The sequence below is a fragment of the Psychromonas sp. SA13A genome, from assembly GCF_011378715.1.
Taxonomy (GTDB): Bacteria; Pseudomonadota; Gammaproteobacteria; order Enterobacterales; family Psychromonadaceae; genus Psychromonas.
Genome location: NZ_WTKU01000008.1, coordinates 138,053 through 159,920, shown reverse-complemented (window position 1 = coordinate 159,920; position 21,868 = coordinate 138,053). Strand labels below are relative to the sequence as shown.

General features: G+C 37.7%; 15 protein-coding genes. 2 read left to right on the top strand and 13 right to left on the bottom strand.

Going from position 1 to position 21,868, the window contains the following annotated elements:
- Positions 1-218 precede the first annotated feature (218 nt).
- From GQR44_RS09825 to mngA, 9 genes are all read right to left on the bottom strand, one after another.
- Positions 219-779 carry a phosphopyruvate hydratase gene (locus tag GQR44_RS09825; protein WP_166371650.1) on the bottom strand — a complete coding sequence of 187 codons (561 nt, stop codon included), beginning with the start codon at positions 777-779 and terminating at the stop codon, positions 219-221.
- Between the two features lie 581 nt (positions 780-1,360).
- Entirely contained in the window at positions 1,361-2,659 is a 1,299-nt protein-coding gene (gene eno, locus GQR44_RS09820) for a phosphopyruvate hydratase (RefSeq protein WP_166371649.1), read from the bottom strand.
- 122 nt (positions 2,660-2,781) lie between these two features.
- Entirely contained in the window at positions 2,782-4,419 is a 1,638-nt protein-coding gene (locus GQR44_RS09815; RefSeq protein ID WP_166371648.1) for a CTP synthase, read from the bottom strand.
- A 373-nt stretch (positions 4,420-4,792) separates the two neighbouring features.
- The gene (locus GQR44_RS09810; RefSeq protein ID WP_166371647.1) at positions 4,793-6,385 is read right to left on the bottom strand and encodes a TerD family protein; all 1,593 of its coding nucleotides are present in this window, start codon (positions 6,383-6,385) and stop codon (positions 4,793-4,795) included.
- 324 nt (positions 6,386-6,709) lie between these two features.
- On the bottom strand, positions 6,710-7,531 hold the full coding sequence (mazG, locus tag GQR44_RS09805; protein WP_166371646.1) for a nucleoside triphosphate pyrophosphohydrolase: 822 nt from the start codon (positions 7,529-7,531) through the stop codon (positions 6,710-6,712).
- A 335-nt stretch (positions 7,532-7,866) separates the two neighbouring features.
- The gene (gene manA / locus GQR44_RS09800; RefSeq protein ID WP_205963023.1) at positions 7,867-9,066 is read right to left on the bottom strand and encodes a mannose-6-phosphate isomerase, class I; all 1,200 of its coding nucleotides are present in this window, start codon (positions 9,064-9,066) and stop codon (positions 7,867-7,869) included.
- An 81-nt stretch (positions 9,067-9,147) separates the two neighbouring features.
- Positions 9,148-10,299, bottom strand: a complete 1,152-nt coding sequence (locus GQR44_RS09795) for a glycerate kinase (RefSeq protein WP_166371645.1) — start codon at positions 10,297-10,299, stop codon at positions 9,148-9,150.
- A 108-nt stretch (positions 10,300-10,407) separates the two neighbouring features.
- A complete protein-coding gene (mngB, locus tag GQR44_RS09790; RefSeq protein WP_166371644.1) occupies positions 10,408-13,053 on the bottom strand; it encodes a mannosylglycerate hydrolase in 2,646 nt (881 codons plus the stop codon).
- A gap of 108 nt (positions 13,054-13,161) precedes the next feature.
- Complete coding sequence (mngA, locus tag GQR44_RS09785) at positions 13,162-15,096, bottom strand: PTS 2-O-a-mannosyl-D-glycerate transporter subunit IIABC (protein WP_166371643.1); 1,935 nt, start codon at positions 15,094-15,096, stop codon at positions 13,162-13,164.
- A 316-nt stretch (positions 15,097-15,412) separates the two neighbouring features.
- Between mngA and GQR44_RS09780 the strand changes: the two genes are divergently transcribed.
- Positions 15,413-16,126: a GntR family transcriptional regulator gene (locus GQR44_RS09780; RefSeq protein WP_166371642.1), complete on the top strand. Its 714-nt coding sequence runs from the start codon at positions 15,413-15,415 to the stop codon at positions 16,124-16,126.
- A gap of 196 nt (positions 16,127-16,322) precedes the next feature.
- On the opposite strand, the gene GQR44_RS09775 is transcribed toward GQR44_RS09780, so the two are convergent.
- Positions 16,323-16,982, bottom strand: a complete 660-nt coding sequence (locus GQR44_RS09775; RefSeq protein ID WP_166371641.1) for an NAD(P)H-dependent oxidoreductase — start codon at positions 16,980-16,982, stop codon at positions 16,323-16,325.
- Between the two features lie 464 nt (positions 16,983-17,446).
- On the opposite strand from GQR44_RS09775, the gene GQR44_RS09770 reads away from it, so the two are divergent.
- Positions 17,447-18,835, top strand: a complete 1,389-nt coding sequence (locus GQR44_RS09770) for an L-cystine transporter (protein ID WP_166371640.1) — start codon at positions 17,447-17,449, stop codon at positions 18,833-18,835.
- A gap of 207 nt (positions 18,836-19,042) precedes the next feature.
- Here the strand turns inward: GQR44_RS09770 and GQR44_RS09765 are convergent, their stop codons facing one another.
- The 3 genes from GQR44_RS09765 to recO form a co-directional block, all read right to left on the bottom strand.
- Complete coding sequence (locus GQR44_RS09765; RefSeq protein ID WP_166371639.1) at positions 19,043-20,269, bottom strand: cysteine desulfurase; 1,227 nt, start codon at positions 20,267-20,269, stop codon at positions 19,043-19,045.
- Positions 20,270-20,403: 134 nt separating this feature from the next.
- A complete protein-coding gene (gene pdxJ / locus GQR44_RS09760; RefSeq protein ID WP_166371638.1) occupies positions 20,404-21,144 on the bottom strand; it encodes a pyridoxine 5'-phosphate synthase in 741 nt (246 codons plus the stop codon).
- A gap of 19 nt (positions 21,145-21,163) precedes the next feature.
- Complete coding sequence (gene recO / locus GQR44_RS09755) at positions 21,164-21,865, bottom strand: DNA repair protein RecO (RefSeq protein ID WP_166371637.1); 702 nt, start codon at positions 21,863-21,865, stop codon at positions 21,164-21,166.
- Positions 21,866-21,868: the final 3 nt, after the last annotated feature.

Genomic DNA, 21,868 nt, shown 5'->3' with positions numbered 1-21,868 from the left:
GGTAAATACCTAAGTAAAATAAATGATTGTTGGGTGAGATATTAAGGACAAATCTTAATAGTAAATAATAGGCCCAACCAAAACGAAAGTTAATTCAACAAATAAATGAGCCTTTTGGTACCCGCTATAAAAACTAATAATGGAGATAGAAGATCTGACTTAAGTACTCTCCCCCGTTCTTATTCCACAGGGGAAGCATAATATTTAAATGGCAAAAATCAATTTTTCCAAAACAGTAATTTACCTTCAAGTTGAGGATAAAACGGATGGATGAATAACTTATGCGTCATAATTAATGCAACAATAGTTTTAATTACAATCATTTGTTCAATTCCTAACAGGTAATAAGCATAACCACCGACGAAAGCCGAAATCCACATAAAATACTGGAATAGACGTAATTTCTTAACGCTTAGGGCAGTCAAAATAATCGCAAAATCAGCCCAAGTAAGTAACAAACCTAATGATGGATTTGCAAGATAATCATTGATAGAAAAATACGTAGCATACAATAAAAAAGCGATCATAATAACAAGAATAAAACGCGTCATCTTGCGAGAGAGTTCAGTAAAGTCACATAAGTAACGGTATAAAGTCACACTACCCACTACCAAATTTAATAATACTTTAGGCATCACACCAATTAAAATCCCCCAAGATACATCATTAATAACCGAAAGGAATGAAGCAAGACGCACATTTTTCATGCCATTAAAAATCATTAAAAATATGTAAAAAAAGACACTTGTCCAACCAAGTAGATCAATAAGTGAAGGCATAGTAGCTCCAATAAGGGGGTCAATAAGGGATTCAATATCAATAAAGCGCGCATTTTACGCTGAGTTAGCAAAATAAGATATGATTTAGCACATTGTTAATGTGTATTTATGAAAGACTATAAGAATTGAATACCTAATGAATGTAAACCTGTAACAAGTTCACAATACTCCTTATCCAATCCAAAGATCAACCTGCGTTGAGGACTTCTAATCTAAGGATTCAAAGTAGAATATTAGCCCAAACTGAAGTTAAGAATGGTGCTGCTGCGCCTAAATCAATCGATAGGCAAAAAAAATCCCCAACCTAAGTTGAGGATTTTCTAATCTAAGATTTAAAAATCAAATTCTATTAAAAGAATTACTGACCTTTAACTTCTTTAAGACCATTGTAAGGTGCAGATGCGCCTAGCGCTTCTTCGATACGTAGAAGTTGGTTGCCCGTAGTTAACAAAGAGTAGCAACAGGGTCAGAACGGCTTAATGCTCTTTCGCCAAACAGCAGGCAAAAAAAATCCCCAACCTAAGTTGAGGATTTACAAATCAAAGCAGAATACTTTTCTTAACCCAAGTTAAGATTAAATATTACTGACCTTTAACTTCTTTAAGACCATTGTATGGTGCAGCAGCGCCAAGAGCTTCTTCGATACGTAGAAGTTGGTTGTACTTAGCAACACGATCAGAACGGCTCAATGAACCAGTTTTGATTTGGCCAGCAGCTGTACCAACAGCTAGGTCAGCGATAGTTGAATCTTCAGTTTCACCTGAACGATGAGAGATAACAACAGTGAAACCAGCATCTTTAGCCATTTTGATTGCTGCTAACGTTTCAGTTAGTGAACCAATTTGGTTAAATTTGATTAAGATTGAGTTAGCAATACCGTTGTCGATACCACGCTTAAGGATCTTAGTATTTGTTACGAATAGATCGTCACCAACTAATTGGATTTTATCACCCATTAGTTTAGTTTGGTGTGCAAAACCATCCCAATCAGACTCGTCAAGACCGTCTTCGATAGAAACGATTGGGTATTTGTTAGTAAGATCTTGTAAGAAGAAGTTAAATTCTTCTGAAGTGAATTTTTTGCCTTCACCTTTAAGGTCATAGATGTTTGCTTCTTTGTCGTAGAACTCAGATGCAGCACAATCCATCGCTAATGTGATGTCTTTGCCTAAGACGTAACCAGCATTTGCAACTGCTTTTTCGATAGCAGCAAGTGCAGCTTCGTTAGACTCAAGGTTAGGAGCAAAACCACCTTCATCGCCAACAGCAGTTGAGTGACCGTCAGCTTTAAGTACTTTAGCTAGGCTATGGAATACTTCAGCACCCATACGTAGGCCTTCACGGAAGTTAGGCGCGCCAACAGGTTGGATCATGAATTCTTGGATATCTACAGAGTTGTCTGCGTGCTCACCACCATTGATGATGTTCATCATTGGAAGAGGCATAGAGTAAACACCAGAAGTACCGTTTAAGTCAGCAATGTGAGCGTATAGAGGTACTTTTTTAGAGATTGCAGCAGCTTTAGCAGCAGCTAGAGAAACAGCTAAGATAGCGTTTGCGCCGAATTTAGCTTTGTTTTCTGTTCCATCTAGGTCGATCATGATTTGGTCAAGCTCAGCTTGTGCTAGAGCATCTTTACCAGCTAGTGCTTCAGCGATTGGACCATTTACAGCAGCAACAGCTTTAAGTACGCCTTTACCTAAGTAACGAGCTTTATCGCCGTCACGTAATTCAAGAGCTTCACGAGAACCAGTAGATGCACCAGATGGCGCAGCAGCCATACCGATAGAACCATCTGCTAAATGAACTTCAGCTTCTACCGTTGGGTTACCACGTGAATCCATGATTTCACGACCAAGTACTTTAACTATGTTTGACATGATTATTCCTTTGTTTAAGTAAAAATAAAATTTTAAAAATTCTTTAAAACAAGCTGCTATTACATCCAGCAGCTTTTATTGTGTAATTTTTTAACAAACTAATGCGATCGGGTCAACAAAAACTATAAAAAACGACCTTGTTGATGATCTATCGCAGCTTTTATAAACCCTTTGAATAACGGATGTCCATCACGCGGTGTTGAGGTGAATTCAGGGTGGAATTGCGCAGCAACAAACCAAGGATGATCTGGGTTTTCAATTATTTCGACTAATTTTTTGTCTTCTGATAAACCAGTAATTTTTAAGCCTGCTTTCTTGATCGCAGGTAATAAATTGTTATTAACTTCATAACGATGACGATGGCGTTCAAAAATTTCTTTGCTACCGTACATTTCTAATACTTTAGACTTATCGGCTAAATGACATTTTTGCGAACCTACACGCATCGTACCACCTAAGTCAGAGTCTTCAGTGCGTTGTTCGACTTCACCTGACTTATCAATCCATTCGGTAATTAAACCAACAACTGGGTATTTAGTCTCTGCATTAAATTCTGTTGAATGTGCATCTTTAAGGCCTGCAACATTACGTGCATATTCAATCAATGCGACTTGCATACCTAAACAAATACCTAAATAAGGTATTTTATTTTCACGAGCATACTGCGCCGCTAAAATTTTGCCTTCAACACCACGCTCACCAAATCCACCAGGGATTAAGATAGCATCGATACCTTCTAATACGCCTAAACCTTTAATTTCTACATCTTGTGAATCAATATATTTAATTTTCACTGTTGCAGCATTTTTTAAGCCGCCATGTTTTAAGGCTTCGTTAACCGATTTGTATGCGTCTGGTAACTCAGTGTATTTACCAACCATACCGATAACAACCTCACTGGTTGTATTTGCTTCTTCAGAAACAACTTTAGCCCACTCACTTAAATCAGCTTCAGGACACTCTAAACCAAAACGTTCAATACAGATTTGATCTAGCCCCTGTTGTTTTAACAATGCTGGAATTTTGTAAATTGAATCTACATCACGTAATGAAATAACTGACTTTTCTTGCACATTACAGAACAACGCAATCTTAGCGCGTTCATTTGCAGGGAAACTCACTTCACTACGGCAAATAAGAATGTCAGGTTGAATACCTAAACTACGTAATTCTTTTACAGAATGCTGCGTTGGTTTAGTTTTAACTTCACCCGCTGTTTTTAAGTAAGGTAACAATGTTAAATGCATAAACATCGCATTAGCTTGACCTACTTTTAACGCTAATTGACGAATAGCTTCAATGAAAGGTTGTGATTCAATATCACCAACAGTTCCACCTAGCTCAACAATGGCTACATCATGTCCTTCACCACCAGCAACAACACGCGCTTGGATTTCATTAGTGATATGAGGAATAACCTGAATAGTTGCACCAAGGTAATCACCACGACGCTCTTTTGCTAATACATCAGAATAGATACGACCGGTTGTAAAGTTATTACGTTTAGTCATCTTGGTACGAATAAAGCGTTCGTAATGGCCTAAATCGAGATCCGTTTCAGCACCGTCATCGGTAACAAATACTTCACCATGCTGAGTTGGACTCATTGTTCCAGGGTCAACATTAATATATGGGTCAAGTTTTAGAATAGTCACGTCTAAACCACGTGCTTCTAAAATTGCGGCAAGAGAGCCAGCTGCAATACCTTTACCTAGTGATGAAACAACACCACCAGTTACGAAAATATATTTTGTCGTCATAGTAACCCTAAGAATTAAAGAGTAGAAAGAAGCCGGTATTCCACATAAAAACAATCACACAGCAAAAATCATCAACTTAGCTAAGTTAAGTGATGTTTATACGTTATGTGACATTGTTATCAAAAATGAAGAATATTGAACATTTAAATGGGATGACATTATAGCAAGCGCACTTATTTTCGACAATCTTTTCTCTGCATTTACTCATATTATTTATTTTACCTGCAAAAACAAGGTTTAAGCTCTCTCTTAATAACAACTAAAGCAACAATAAACGCAACATAATGTTTCATAAATGGTATTGCGCCAGTAAAAGATGCTGCTTCATTGATTATACAAATATAAGGTGATTAGTAATGCTGGCTATTATCACTTAATAAGTTGAATTTTTAAGGCTAGAAAAGTCATAAAAAACATTACCTTCTCTATTAATAGCGGTATGCCCAAGCCCTTTATCGCATAGACTATCTAGCATTTCGGTGGCTCGTTCAATATTAACTCGACAATGAGTTGCGATATCAAAAGGTGTGAGCTGATAGTTATTTGCTTTGATCATGTTGAGCACTAAACGTTCAAATTGCTCATCTTGAATTGTTTTTAATGACTTCGATGCATGTTGAAAACAAAACCAACCTAACCCACCTAACAGACAGGCAAGCGGTAGAAATAAAATTCGACTAAAGGTTAATAAAACCAGTAATGCTGCAATGCCCATCAATAAATAAGATAAAGACTGTAGTTTTTTATATTTATCTACCGCAGCTTTATTCTCGGCTTCAAAGGAAGCGATCTCTTGCTGTAACGTATTCGATGCTACGCTAGCTTTAGGAGCGACATAACGTAACTTAGGTGGAGAGAACTGATAACGTTGACCTATTTTATCTAATCCACCTGAAAACCCTTGGCCTACGGCTCGAATCGACCACCCCTGTTGATTACGATAGAAGTTCAGCAGCACCATAGTATTATAATTTTTATCAGTGGTTTCGCAGACGTACTTAGCCATCTTTTGTTCGGTATAAGTATTACTCACGCTCAGCTCAATAAAATCGGCGCTATTGATACGCTTACTGGTCGCACGCCTAGTTACTAAAATTTGAATCTTAGTGACATCATGAGGTAGTTTATCTAAGTTAATCGATACTTCTGCATCGCTTAGCTTGACTCCTTCCCCACGTAATATCGTATTTTCATGATATAAAAAATCTTTAATATTATTGACTTTATTATCACGATTGATAGCAACGACGTTAAGTGCCAAATCATCTATTTTAGGTACAACATTAAGCTTACAAGTGATCGCAGTGCAATGTGTAAAATGCTCACTAAGTGATAAATTCTGACCTTTTTGTAGTTGTACATTCTCAACGATACTTGGCTCTAATGGTTGAGTTATAACCTCTGCCTCGGTGCTTTTATGCTCAGAAGTCACTGAAGGCTTTTGTTCACGTTTTTCAGGCTTGATAAAGTTCACCCCTAGCTCTGTTAACGTCGTTAAATATCCTGTTTTTAGTGGCTGGCGTTTATAGCCTAATTTCCATACGTTATTATGTAGGTAAAACTCAAAAAACATCACACCTTTATGCGTGTCATTAAAAGATTCAACATCCATTTTTGCCAATCGACCGAGAGATAAATCATTAACTCTAATTTGAAAGTGACTCATCTGCTTTAAAGAATAACGACTGTTTTCAGGTAAAAAACCATAAAAAGCAAGACGATCTATTTTTGTATCAAGTTGTGGAAATTGAACAGTAAAATGCCGGCCTGATTTATCTAGACTCAACGACTTGGGTAGCGGCCATTGATTAGGATCTATATTCGTTTCAGCGAGTACTTTCCCATCGCTAAAAGCCACAGCATAAATCGCGAGATTTAAATCACTTTTCAGGCTACGCCATGCAAAATCGATTTCAACACTCCCAATTTTTTCAATTAAGATATTTTGGCCAACTATTAATGTCATAAATCACTACTTTCAATGAATAAAAAGGTACTTAAACGATTGCTATCAAAACCAATCAGACGATATTAGTAAATATAAAAAAATCTAGCACAATCAATGTTAAGTTAACGAATAAGCTCAACATCGCCCTCTAAGTCCATAACAATGCAACAATGTTAATATTAATGATATGGGGTTAAAATTTAATTTTTAAATACTTTCTCAACGGATCTTTACCTTGATGTTACAACAATGCATATCAGCCAAGCTAAGTAATTACTTTAATATCGCATTAAATCCGACGCACAAAATAAGAGATAGCAAATTATTTGATAGGGATTAATTTTAACTTTTAGTTTTTAGTTTTTTAATGTCATTCCATATGACATCTAGCTCGTTTAACGTACAATCCCCCATCTCTTTACCTAATGATTTTACATGTTGCTCAACTAAACGAAAACGAGATGAAAACTTTTGATTTGCTTGATTTAACACTTGTTCAGGGTTTGCTTTTAAATGGCGAACTAGATTAACGTTAGCAAATAATAAATCCCCTAGCTCATCTACAATACGCGCTTTTTGCTGTTCCTGTGTTAAATCAGTTCGTTTCACTTCGACTAATACTTCGTCAATCTCCTCATGGATTTTAGCAATAACAGGTTCTAACTCAGCCCAATCGAAACCAACACTGGCGGCACGTTTTTGAATTTTATAAGCGCGTGTAAGTGACGGTAATGCTAATGGGATATTATCTAAAATACTTTCTTCGGCATTTAATGATTTAGCTTTTTTGAGACGCTCTTTTTCTTTTTCAGCTTCCCAATTGGCGTTGATTTCTGCATCACTTGTAAACTCAGTGGTCGAGAATACATGCGGATGACGTCGAATCAGTTTTTCGTTTAAGACGGCTAAAATATCATCAAACTCAAACAAACCTTGCTCTTTTGCTAACTGAGCATAAAAAACCACCTGAAATAAAAGATCGCCAAGCTCACCTTTTAAATCATCAAAATCTTTATTAGCAATCGCATCGGCGACTTCATAGGCTTCTTCTATGGTATGTGGCACCACACTATCGAAGGTTTGTTTGATATCCCATGGGCACCCTGTTTCAGGAGTGCGTAATTGCTGCATGATAGATAATAATTGCGATAAATTTGCTGACATGATGATTCCCAAAGCGATGATAATTAAAAACTTAGGTTCAAATAGTAAATGCTCAGGTCGGCTTATGCAAAGCTTTAATCGATACGCTGAAAGATGAGAAAATAGAGATCAAGTTAATGGGTGTGTAAAAGTCAGAGGCTGTATTTATAGACATATTGATGAAAACGTCTATAGGCAATAATGATGGGCAGTATTTATGCGAATCTAGGTGAATAGAAAAGTAGTTTATTTTATAACATGTGAATGGTGAGCCAATAGCCTTGCTTTCTTTGCTTCTATATCCACTACCAATCAACATGCATTTTTTGCACATTGAATGGTAACGGGTAGATATATTAGTTAAATGCTCGGGCCACACGGCCTGTTGAAGTTAACTGGTATTGTTTTGTGTAGGCAGGAATAAATACTGATTGCCCTTTATTGATCACAACCGTTTCGCCACTTTCATGGGTTAGGGTGACATCATTATCCAAGGCTAATAATATTTCAGCACTATCAACTGTTAGCGTCAAATCTGTAATAGATTCAAACAATGCAAATTTAAAATCTTCAACTGGGATTGCGTAATACTCACCCCCCTCTTTTAATTCAGGAGTGAATTGTAATGAGTCAAAAGGAATAGCATCGAATTTAGTACATGCAACAAGCTCTTCAACATCCATGTATTTTGGCGTTAAACCCGCACGTAATACATTGTCAGAGTTTGCCATAATTTCAAGACCTGTACCTTTCAAATAAGCATGTGGTGTACATGCATATAGGAACATAGCTTCACCTGGTTGTAGCGTGATCACATTCAGCATTAATGGTGTAAACAAACCAATATCACCGGGGTGTTGAAGTGATAGTTCTAAAATAAGGGCAAATAATGGATCTTCTTTATTTTCATTGGCATATTCAAGCAGCTCATTAACGGCGCATTCTTTTACTTCGCCTTTCAAAGAAAGTAACTCAGAAAAAAATGTTTCTAATCCAGCTGAATTTAATGCAGAAGAAAAGGCATCAACAAGATCACCGATCGCTGCTACGTTAATTTTTTTAAATAACGCGATAGTCTGCTCGAACTCACGAAAGCCATTCATTGCTTGGTAAGGTGTTAATGCATAAACCAATTCAGGTTTATGGTTTGGATCTTTATAATTACGATTGCCAGCATTACGTGGAATGCCTGCAGCTTCTTCTTTTGCAAAACCGACTTCTGCTTGTGCTTTACTTGGGTGAACTTGCACAGATAGCGCTTCGCCTGCGGCTAGTACTTTAAATAAATAAGGTAGTTCAGCAAATTGAGCATTCGTTTTAGGTGTTAAAATAGCATCTTTGTCTTGTGCTATAAAATCAGATAAAAGCTGTGTATTACCGTTGTTGATAATTTTAGAACAACCATTAGCATGAGCGCCCATCCAGATTTCAGCTTGATGCTTATTTTCTGGATTGTTAATACCTAATAGTTTGCTAATAGAAGTACGGCTTCCCCATATATAATCTTGGATCACGTTTTCCATGGGGAAAAAGCAAGGTGAAAGTACTTGAGTCATGATGAGCCCTTATCAATTCGTTTTTAGTTTTATAAGTAGTAATTTAAAAGTAGTAACTTAAAAATAGTTATTTAAAAAAAGCTATTTAAGAGAAAGTTTATTTCCCATCGCTAATGTTGCCGCTACGTTTCTTGCGGTACGTGTTAAGTTTTTGTCTGCTTCATTTAATACTTGCGGTAGCGATTGTGGTGACCTCACCGTACCAAAAATACTGCCCATGGAGTCATACAAAGCATCCACTTCAGTACCTAGCGAGCCCGCAATTGCAATCACTGGAATACCGCGTTGTACCGCGCGTTGAGCAATACCAAAGGGTGTTTTTCCGTTCAGCGTTTGGTTGTCCATCATGCCTTCACCGGAAATGACTAAATCAGCCCCTTGAAGTAGTTGATCGACATTCAAAATATCCAGCACCATATCAATGCCAGCTTTTATTTGAATATTAAACGCTAATGACAAACCTAAAGGAGCCCCACCGGCCGCGCCAAAACCAACACTTTGTTGATGATTAATATGCGTTGTTTTTTCTGCGATGTTAGCAAAGTGACTTAAGGCATTATCAAGTAACTCAACCATCTCTGCAGTGGCACCTTTTTGCGGGCCAAAAATAGCACTGGCACCATTTTCACCGGTTAATGGGTTAGACACATCACAGGCAACAATAAATTCAACATTGGCACAGCGTTTATCAAGATGAGTTAAATCAATACTCGCGAGGTTAGCTAATGCAGCACCGCCAAGGGGTAATTCATTACCTTGTGCATCTAATAACTGACCGCCTAATGCTTGCAATATTCCTGCGCCACCATCATTGGTTGCACTACCACCTAAACCAATTAGAATCTTTTGCACACCTAGGTCTAATGCTTGTAATATGGATTGTCCAGTACCAAAACTAGTTGCACGTAGCAGGTCACGCTGTTGCGGTGTAATTAAATCAAGACCAGAAGCGGCTGCAATTTCAATTAATGCGGTTTTGCTTTCGCCATCATCCAGTAATGCCCAAACTGCATTAACATCATCTTTAATAGGCCCATGCACGATTTGCTTTTGTCTTTGTCCATTAAGCGCATCAACTAATACATCAACAGTCCCTTCTCCACCATCGGCAAGAGGGACTTTGATGTATTCACTATCGGGGAAAATTTCTGAAAAGCCATTTTCTATACAGGTTGCTACGTCAGCAGCAGAAAGTGATTCTTTGAATGAATCAGGGGCAATAACAATTTTCATCATTTCACCTATAAACCCCTCTGGCGAGGGGTTCTAATTATAGTTAACTAAAAAATAGTTTATATCAAGGGAGCGAATCAACTCATTAAGTGTATTGCCCCTTTTTGATTAAAACTTAACGCGGAACGTTTTAGCCTGACATGGACCTAAATCACCAAAATCTTGCGATTGTTGAGCAACTACGCCTGGTTTTGGCGTTTCATCCATTAAGGTTTCTAACCATTCAGTGACCGGTGTTGTAAATTCGATATCACCTTTAACCGTTTCTGTTTCTGAAGGGTTGTAAACACGGATAATTAACGCATCTTCATCTTCAGCTTTTTTCAGAACACTTAACACTAAACCATTTTTATTTGCACTACATAAACTATAAGTTAATGGGATATTTTTCTCACCCACATTTAGTTTCATCGCATTAAATGGAATTTTGTTGTAACACTGAATAGGTGTTACGTTATCACGTGCTTCAGCCATTACATTAGCAGTAATATGATCACCAGCAAACCCAAACAAAGTGAATTCACAAACAATTTTACCACGTACTTGCGAATCAGGAGCTGGGATCTTGATTCCAGACGGACGACCAGGGCGAAGTAATAAATTCTCTTTACCTAATACACCGATACCACGGAATAAAGTTAAAGCAAATGTATCACGCTGTTCAGTTTCATTAGCAATGACTTCAAATTCACGTAAACCATTAGTCATAACAGCCATTCCAGCTTGACCATTTTCAAGCGCAGCAAAGTTCATTAATTGGTAAACAGGTACTGGCGCTTCTTTCCATTTTTCAGCTTCCCAAACTTGCATTGCAGGGTCATCGGTCGTACGAGTGATCAGACCAAACTGGTTATCAGCGACGACTGTATCTGTTACAAATGGTGTTGGAATAAGCACACGTACACGGTGATCATCAGCTTGGTTATCTAATTCCATGCGTACTTCGATGCGACGAGTATCTTGTTTTAATACAACCTGACAGACCACATCAACATAACCATCTTGGTTGCTACGTTGTTCACGTGACTCAAGGTTGGTAGGCACATTCATACGGAATTTAATATGCGCAACAGATTGTAATGCTTGATGCTCAACATTGGTTTCAACATCAAAGTCATTTGAATATAATAACCACTCTTTACGTGAAGGAGAGTAATCGTATTCATCACCATCATCAGAACCATCTTCAAGGCGTAATACCTGCTCAAACGTTTGCTCTGTTTCTTTATCAAATACAGCCAACGTGCCGTCATTGTTTACAGTAATTTTGTAGAAGCTGTTTTCTAATACGTTTTGCTCATTTTGTGGTGCAACTTGTAGCGCGCCTTTTTCATTCGCTTGTACATGTAACGTAGTAAAGCCCATTGCCGGTACGTTAACTTTCAATTGAATATTGAATTCCATGAACGGGTCATAGTTACCATAATGTACAATTTGACGGTCAATTTTACCTGGGTCAATTTCTTGTTGATCTTCAATAAAGTACTCAACATCATTGCCAGCATCATCAAAGATTTTAAATTCTTGAGCACGAATAGTAATCATTGTGTTAACAACTTCTTCACGTGCATAAGGCGATAAGTTAAATAATGCTAATTTATCACAGCCCTCTTTTTCAGGCATATGATCGACGATTTTACGTTTGTAGAAATTAATCAGGTTAGTGGCCATATCGTCAGCAAGAATATAACGATTTAAGATTTCTGCGTGAACCTTATCGCTACAACAACAACCGATAGAATCATGAGCATGATTTTTCATGCTTTCTTTCCACATTTTTTCAATTAAACCATGGTGATAATCAAAACCAAGTTTGAATGCAATTGAAGCAAGCGGCTCTAGAATGTTAACAATTTTGTTTTCAACTTCAGCGTGAATAAGTTTAATATCCATACGAGTAGAAGAAATTGTGCGGTGAACACGCATGTATTTACCATCGTTAAATTCACCTTTAATAGTATCTAATTGATCGCGTTGTGCTTCAATTTTTTCAAATACGTCTTCGAAACGGCTCATCAAGAATTCACGGTCAGGGTAAGCTTCGCGTAAAATGTCCATAACCTCAAAGATATTTTTTTGAATAGGCATTTGATCATGGCCATTCGGTAATAGAATATCTTTAGTGACAGATGCGTTTTCTAATACTTTTAAGTAGGTATCTAAACGTGTGGTTAATGCATCTTTATCTTCTGGTAAGTATTTACCAATTGCATAACCTAATGGAAGAACTTGTGCAGTGACTTCACTACCGTCATTTGACTGCCATAAGAATTCGGTTTTGTTAGTGCCGTGACGTTCAGAACAACCACGCCAAAACATAGTACGGTCAATACCAAAGCCGTTATAGATCATTGGTAATTGAGAACTCATTGAGAAAGAGTCTGGTAGGTAACCAATTTTCATCGGCTCACCTAATGCTAAACAATCACGCATGCCGTATAACATATTACGTACAATTGATTCACCAGAAACCTGCATCGTATCGGTTTGTGAATACCAAGGACCTACAATTAATTTACCAGCTTGAACCAATGCTTTAACACGTTCTTTACCACCTGGGATAACGGCAAAGTAATCTTCTAATAATGCTGTTTGTCCATCAAGTACGTAGTATTTGTAATCAGGGTCTGTTTCCAGACGACCCATAATTTCTTCCATGTTGTTCACTAATAAAATACGAGATTCTTCCGTAGTGAAATACCATTCACGATCCCAGTGCATGTGTGGAGTAATGTGTACGCGAGATGTAGTCATAATTTTATACCTTAAGATAAGTGGTTAATGGATAGAATAACCAGCTACTTTGAGAAAATTGCAAAAAAGGCATAGTGATGAAACTCACTATGCCAATCATTGTTTTTACTAGTTAGTTGCAGTCATACCCGCTAATTTTTCTTTTTTAGCGTGATGTGCTCTCCAAGTAATTAACATTGCTGTCGAGATAACCGTACCAATCAGTGCAGCACCGAACCAGATACCTGCTGCCATAAAGCTACCAATACCAGCATCATGCAATAAGAAGATTGAGAAGATACCAGCGCCCGGTGTTGAAAGGCCAATACCCGCACCACCAACAATTGCACCTGTCACCATAGAGCCTACAAGGAATGAACCGATAACACGTACTGGATCTTCAATCGCCATAGGAATCGCACCTTCGGTAATACCTGCTAGGCCTAACAACCAGGTTGATTTACCCACTTCAATTTCAAACTCTTTAAATAAGCGAGGAGCAATCATAGTAGAGAAAGTAACGGTAAAGGCAGAAACCATTTTAACCGAACCAAAGATTGCGTAAGGGCCATAAACACCATTTGCCATCGCACCTAAACAGAATGCATAAGCCGCTTTGTTAACCGGACCACCTAAGTCGAAAGATACAAATATACCGATAATTGCACCTAGTAACAATGTGTTGCTACCCGAGAGGCTGTTCAACCAATCAGTCAATCCTTGGTTTAGGAAAGCAACAGGTTTGCCAACAACAAATAGCATCAAGCTACCGACTACAACCGTACCAATAACAGGGTAAAGGTAGAAAGTTAAAAAACCGTTGAATGCAGGGCTTAAACGTACGTTTTCTTTTACCCAACGCATTACATAACCGGCTAATAGACCACCAACAACACCACCTAAGAAACCAGAACCGATTAAGTTAGCCGCAAGACCCGCAGCAAAACCAGGACCTAATGCAGGTTTATCGGCAATAGAGTAAGCCGTATAAGCTGCTAATACCGGTACCATCAAGGTGCCTAACATACCGCCACCTAATTTACGGTACATCCATAGCCATGAACCATCTGTTCCGTACAGTTCTTGCAAGTCAAAAATTTGTGCAATCAATACGGCAATAGCCAATACTGAACCACCTGCAACGATTAATGGAACAGCAAATGAAATACCACTTAATAAAGCACGTTTCAATTCTGTTTTAAGCGGTAATCTTTTAGGTTTATCTTCTGTCTGTGCAACACGTGCCGCACCAGTACCGTTTTTACCCGCTTCTAATGCTTCATTAAGAATGCGCTCTGCATGTTTGATAGGCTCAGCCACTGCTGTTTCAACACGTGGGATACCATCAAATCGTTCAATATCTTTAATCGATACTTCAGTAGCAAAAACACAGGCAACCGCTTCATTTAATTGTGCAGCAGTTAAACGGTCTTCAATGCCGTTTGCACCTTGTTTTTCAACATAGACATTAATGCCTAATTTCTTACCTGCTTTTTCTAAGTATTCCGCAGCCATGTAAGTATGTGCAATACCTGCTGGGCAAGCTGTCACACAAACAACGGTTGGTTTGCTTGAATCTAATTCAACTTGTTCCTTAGCAACTTTTTTACCGTCTAATAAAGCAAGCACTTGCTCTGGAGTAGTTGCATTAAGTACTGCTTCACGAATGTCATCATCTACTAAAGTAGTTGTTAATTCAGTCAACACTTGCATATGTGTAGACCCCGCTTCAGCATTAGGGATCGCAAGTAAGAAGATTAAATTAACATCTTCGTCTTCATCTTCATCAATACCTTTCCACTTTAAATCTTGCTTCAAAGTAGCAACGGCAAAGCTTGCTTCTTTTACTGCATCAGATTTACCGTGCGGTACAGCAAGCCCTTCACCTAAAGCGGTAGGTCCTTGCTCTTCACGTGCAAATACTGCCGCTAAAAATTCTTCTTTGTTATGTAATTTACCTTGCTGATCTAACTTTTCAGTTAGCGCATGAATAGCATCATCGCGACTAGCAAACGTAGTTTGCAATGTCATCAAAGATGCATTCGTTAATGTTGTCATTTTCATAATCTTTGTCCTATTTCCACAAGTCCCACAAATAAAATCGGTTACATTTCAACGAAACGAATTGTAATACCTATTTGATACAAATTGTGTGATTTAGATCACCCAAAGCAATATTTGTATTAAAATTTGTATTGAAAAACACTAATTAGCTCAAAAATACGACTTAGATCGCACAAAAAGTATCTCTAAAATAAATTGTAGACAATAACAAAATAAAGAATTTAATTTGTATTACTTTTAAATATTTGTATTAAAATCTATTTACCAGTACTCTATAAATATTAATAAATTGATTCACACCTGCTAAGAGGATCACATGGCTAAACTACCAAGATATCGTCAAATAGCCGATATTATCCGTACCAAAATAGATACTGGAGAGTGTAAAGTAGGAGAAGCGTTACCCACTGAAGCAGAATTAGTTGAAGAGTTTGCAGCGAGTCGCGTCACTGTTAGACAAGCTTTAAAGCTCTTAATTGAAAATGGTGAGCTTGAGAGTGTGCAAGGTAGCGGGACTTACGTTAAAGAAAAAAAAGTTAATTATGATATCTACCAACAATCCAGTTTTGATGAAAAATGGGCGCATTTAAATTTAGCCACTCACAGTGATATACTTACTTTCGAAGTAATGAAACCTAGCTTAACCCTGGCAGATAATCTCAACATCACAGAACAAGATCCTGTTTATTATGTCAAACGCGTACGTTATATCGAAAATAATCCGATCACTGTAGAAGAAACTTGGATGCCACTAGCGCTTTTTCCAGACTTAACTTACGAAGTAATGCGCAAGTCCAAATATGAATATATCGAAAAACAGAAAGGACTAGTGATTGATCGCAGTGAACAAGAGATCATACCAATATTGCCATCAATAGATATTGCGACGTTATTAGGTATTGACCCCAATCAACCTATTATTGAAAAACGAACGCGCAGCTTTTTACAAGACAATACAGTATTTGAATATAGCATTAATTATTTCAAAACCACCGATTACAAATTTACCTTGATTTCAAAACGTCATTAATGATTAGGGCAGTAGATCTTTTAAACTATTATTTACAGCTAATTACTGGTTTTATGAACTTGACTGAGCTTAGCTAATGTTGTCTTGTCACTTGGATTCAAGAATAAATAAACTTATAAATAAGCTAGTTAGGCAACTAGCTTATTTTCTACATAATATCTTTCAACAAGTATTATAATACTCTATGAATTTAAGCTTATAAAACGGTAAATACGTCGTCCATAGGCAAACGAGCTTTAGGAAGACCGTGGTTATAATCTTTTTCGCCTAAATGATAACCCATTGCTAGAGCAACGTGACATACATAACCATCTAGTTCCTCTTTAAAGACTTCACTGATTAACTCAGGATCTACCCCTTCCATTGGTGTCGAGTCTATTCCTAAACGAGTAAGAGTGTGTAATGCGTTACCAAAAGCGATGTATGTTTGCGCTTTTGACCAATGGCCATTAAAGCCGGTTTCGTCTGTATTTAAATCAACAAAACCAAAACCGCCCTTCATCATGTTTTCTTCCATTTCAGCAGGTAAATGCCCTGAAGATACTTCGACATCGAGCACTTTTTGGAAATCAGATTTAGTATAGTTTGGATTGTGAGCAAACAAAATAGTGTGTGACGCTTCTTTTGCGTGATGTTGATTAAATTGAAATTTATTAGCAAAAGTATCATGTAAACGTTGTTTCGCTTGATCACTTTCAATCACGATAAACTTCCAAGGTTGGGAGTTAATAGAAGAAGCTGATAAGCGCATTGCTTCTTTGATTATTTCCATATCCTCTGCTGAAATACGTTTAGTTGCATCATACATTTTAGCGGTGTAACGATTGTTAAGATCTGTAATAATTTGATGAGTCATGATTTTTCCAAATATAAATTAATAATTAAGAGTGTTACCGATGGCAGTCATCTTAGAGTTAAGCGAGCTTAAGAAAAAGAGATAATAAATCCAATCATTGTGGATCAATACATCCATAATAATTGGATTTTTTATTTTAAAAATGCTTTGTGTAGCTTACATTTCTGCGGTCCTAGCTTGCGAAAATCAACATTAAGCTAGTCCGTATGAAAAATACTATCGTAGAAATAAATAGTACTTTGGAGTAAATATCCGTTAAGTTTTTTACTTAACTTTAACTTCGGTAACAGCATTTAAAAATACTTATAACCAAATGATATAAGTCATGCATTATCTGGCTTTGTCATTTTGCGATTAGATAATTAAAATCTCAACTTACTATCATCTAGCTCTACAGTTTCAAAGTACAAATAACGTTAAAAGCTGTTCATTTCACTCATATTTATCATTATTAAGGAAATCCCATGTCAATTGCAGTTATCGCTAATCTTGCGATATTTGTTTTCATCCTTTTGTTCCTGTTTCAACAACAAACAAAAGCGACTACCTTGTCTCGTCAGGTATTACTCGGTTTAGTTTTTGGTAGTGCCTTTGGTCTTATTATTCACATGTTTTATGGTGAAGGAAACCCTATCATCAGTGAAACATTAGCATGGGTAAATGTAGTAGGCAGTGGTTACGTTGGCCTATTAAAAATGGTGATTATGCCATTAGTATTAGTGTCCATGATTGCAGCAGTAGTGAAGCTCGAAAATTCAGGATCATTAGGTAAAATTAGTGCATTAACCATTGGCGTTTTATTATTTACGACCATGATTGCAGCGCTGATCGGTATTGCGGTCACGCAAATTTTTGGTCTTTCTGCAGCGGGCCTTTCTGAAGGCGTTCGTGAGACCGCTCGTATTAGTGTGCTTGAGACTCGTCTAGGTAGTGTAGCCGATCTCACTATTCCGCAAATGCTAGTCAGTTTTATACCTACTAACCCATTTGCAGATTTAACAGGCGCACGCTCAACCTCGATTATTGCAGTAGTTATTTTTGGTATTTTAGTCGGTATTGCAGCACGTCGAGTGATGATTGAAAAGAAAGAGCTTGAATCGCCAATCCGCACTTTTATTGAAGCGGCTCAATCAATTGTTATGCGTCTTGTTAAAATGATTATTGCGCTAACACCTTACGGTATAGCGGCATTAATGACAAAAGTTGTCGCAACATCGAGCTTAGGTGATATTTTAAGTCTGCTCGGCTTTATTGTTGCTTCTTATATCGCGATTTTCTTAATGTTTATCGTGCATGGATTATTAGTTTCATTAGTAGGAGTGAGTCCAACACAATACTTTAAACGTATTTGGCCTGTACTAACATTTGCTTTTACATCACGTAGTTCTGCTGCCACCATTCCACTGAATGTTGAAGCACAAATTACTAAACTAAATGTGCCACCTGCGATTGCAAACTTATCTGCGACCTTTGGTGCAACCATTGGCCAAAATGGTTGTGCTGGTATTTACCCTGCGATGCTTGCTGTTATGGTTGCTCCAACCATGGGTATTAACCCGATGGAATTTAACTTCATTCTTTCATTGGTAGCGATTATTGCAATCAGTTCATTCGGTATTGCGGGTGTTGGTGGCGGTGCGACTTTTGCAGCTTTGATAGTATTACCAGCAATGGGCTTACCGGTAACGATAGCTGCTTTACTGATTTCAATTGAGCCTTTGATCGATATGGCTCGTACTGCGTTGAATGTTAGTGGTTCGATGACAGCAGGCACCATCACATCACGCTTATTAGGTGATAAAAAAGAGATCAACAAAGCGTTTAAGTTAACACCTACACAAGCCGTAGAGTAATTGATGCACTAACTGCAATAGTTAGCAGTTAGCGCTCATTTCAATAATAAAGCGTCATAATAAACAAAAGTCCCACTACCCTTCTCTGTAATAAAAAGCAGAGAAGATTAGTGGGATTTTTAATTTGATGAGACTTTTAATTTAATCGACCTTTAATACTTTTATCTAATGGCCCTTTTATCTAGTATCCTTTTGACCTAGCTTGATTTATTCCTGCAACATTTGAATGACGTTTTGTAGTGCCTTAATAAACACTTTCGCTTCGTCTAGCGTGTTATAGACTGAAAATGACACACGAATAGTGCCACTGTATTGCAGTACTGACATCAATGGCATAGCGCAGTGTGAACCACTTCTAACGGCAATGCCCTGTGCATCTAATAACATCGCAATATCAGTACTGTGTTCGCCTTTAACAATAAAACTAATGGCACCAGATTTATTTAAATCTTGAGCAAATACAACAACATCTTGTATCCCTTTTAAAGCAGCCTCGGTATAAGCTAATAATATTTGTTCATGTTTTTCAAGAACACTTCTTTCTAAGCTATTTACAAAATCAATGGCAGCGCCTAAACCAATCGCGCCAGCAATATTAGGCGTGCCAGCTTCAAACTTAAAAGGCAGTCGATTATAAGTCGTCTGTTCAAAGCTAACCGTCTCAATCATTTCTCCCCCGCCTTGCCAAGGAGGGAGTTGTTGTAATAAATCATATTTTCCATACATTACACCAATACCCGTTGGGCCAAATAACTTATGTCCGGAAAATAAGTAAAAATCACAATCTAAGCCTTGTACGTCAACCTCAAGGTGCGCCACTGCTTGGGCACCATCAATAATGACTTTAGCCCCTTTCTGATGCGCTAAATCAATTATTTTTTTAATTGGATTAATAACACCTAAAACATTGGAAACATGGGCAATAGAAACCAGTTTAGTATTTGCGGTTAATAATGCTTTAAACGCTTCAACATCTAAACAATGCTCTTGAGTTAAGGGAATAACCTTAATGATAGCGCCCGTTTGTTTAGCAAGCATTTGCCAAGGGACAATATTGGCATGGTGCTCAAGGGCACTGATAATGATTTCATCGCCTGCTTGCAATTGCCGAGCAAAAATATTTGCTAATAAATTAATGCCTTCTGTTGTACCTTTAGTCCAAATAATCTCTTCTGAACGACGTGCATTAATAAACTGTTGTACTTTAGTGCGGCTTTGTTCAAAGCATGTAGTTGCCTTGTTACTAAGGGCATGGCTTGCACGATGCACATTAGCATTACTGGTTTGATAATAATCACAAATAGCATCAATCACAGACTGTGGTTTTTGCGTAGTAGCAGCATTATCAAGATACACCAGCTGATGCTCATTGACTTGCTGATCTAAGATAGGAAACTGTGCGCGTAATTGCTCAATATAAAGATCTGAACTCACGTGACACCTCTGTAAAGGAGAAGAATAAGGAATGTGTTCTGAATTGCCAACTTACGAATAAAAGCAGATTAATAAGCACTAATCTCTCTGAATGACTAATGCTTATCTTCAAACGTTGATTTGTTGGCTGTCATTTATAGACTGTGATTTCGGCCTTCAATCATTAAACGTTTCATTTCGCTAACAGCAACAGCAAACCCATCAATTAACGCACGAGCAACAATTGCGTGACCAATGTTAAGTTCAATAATCTCAGGTAAAGCTGCAATCGGTTTAACGTTATGATAATTCAAACCATGCCCAGCATTCACTTTAATACCCGCTTGATGACCATAAGTTGCGGCTTTAGCAACACGTGCTAATTCAGCTTCTTGAATCTCTTCCGTTTTGGCATCAGCATATTGACCCGTATGCAATTCAACATAAGCAGCCTTCATTTTTACAGCGGCATCTATTTGCGCAGCTTCTGGGTCAATGAATAAACTTACCTGAATATTAGCGGCGTTTAAACGGCTCACTGCTGCGGCTATTTTGTCGTAATTACCGACAACATCTAAGCCACCTTCTGTCGTCAATTCTTCACGCTTTTCAGGCACTAAACAAACAAAAGTAGGTTTAGTTTTTAAGGCAATCTCAACCATTTCATCGGTTACTGCCATTTCTAAATTCATACGTGTTTGTAGTGTTTGTGCCAGTACAGCAACATCACGATCGTTAATATGACGGCGATCCTCACGAATATGAATAGTAATACCATCTGCACCAGAGGTTTCAGCTACCGCCGCTAAATGTGCAGGTTCTGGATAACATGTACCACGTGCATTACGAAGTGTTGCAACATGGTCGATATTCACACCTAATAATATTTTGCTCATGCTCTTTCCTTTATTGTATTTATTTGGCCGCAAACAAAGCACGGCTATGTAATGGTTTATCACCTAATAAGTTAGCAAGTGCCTGTCGACAAAAGCGCTTAGCCATCTTTAATGTGGCTTCATTATCAAGCTTACGCTGTGATAAGTTAATTATATCTGCACCATCATAAACCTGTTGAGGGTTACAAATAGCCTGCTTAGCAAAAAAACCAAGCTGTTGTTTATATTGATATTGAAAGCCTGCTTCAATCGCTTCATCACTGTATACATCGTGATCAAAATTAACACCATAACCGAGCGTTTCTAATAATGTTAATTCAAATAAGCGCAGGGCTTTTTGCGGATCATCGTCTCGAGCGACACTGATCAAAGTGCGTTGGTAGCACTCAAATAAACCATCACAAGCAGTTTCAGCTTGTAATAGGCGATATAACAGTTCATTCATATACATCGCAATATACAAACGTTGCCCCTGTAAAGGTACCACCTGTGTTTGTGCTTCTAATGACTTAACTGTCTTCAAACTACTACGACCAAAGTAACTAGCGAGTAGTAGTGTGAATGGTTGTGCCATACCGCGTTTCATACGAGTACTGCTGCGACCACCTTTAAAAACAAGGCTAACTTTACCGACATCTTGGCAAAACAAATCAACAATTTGACTGGTTTCGCCATAGGGACGTCGGTGTAATATAAATGCATTATGGCATTCTATGGACATAAA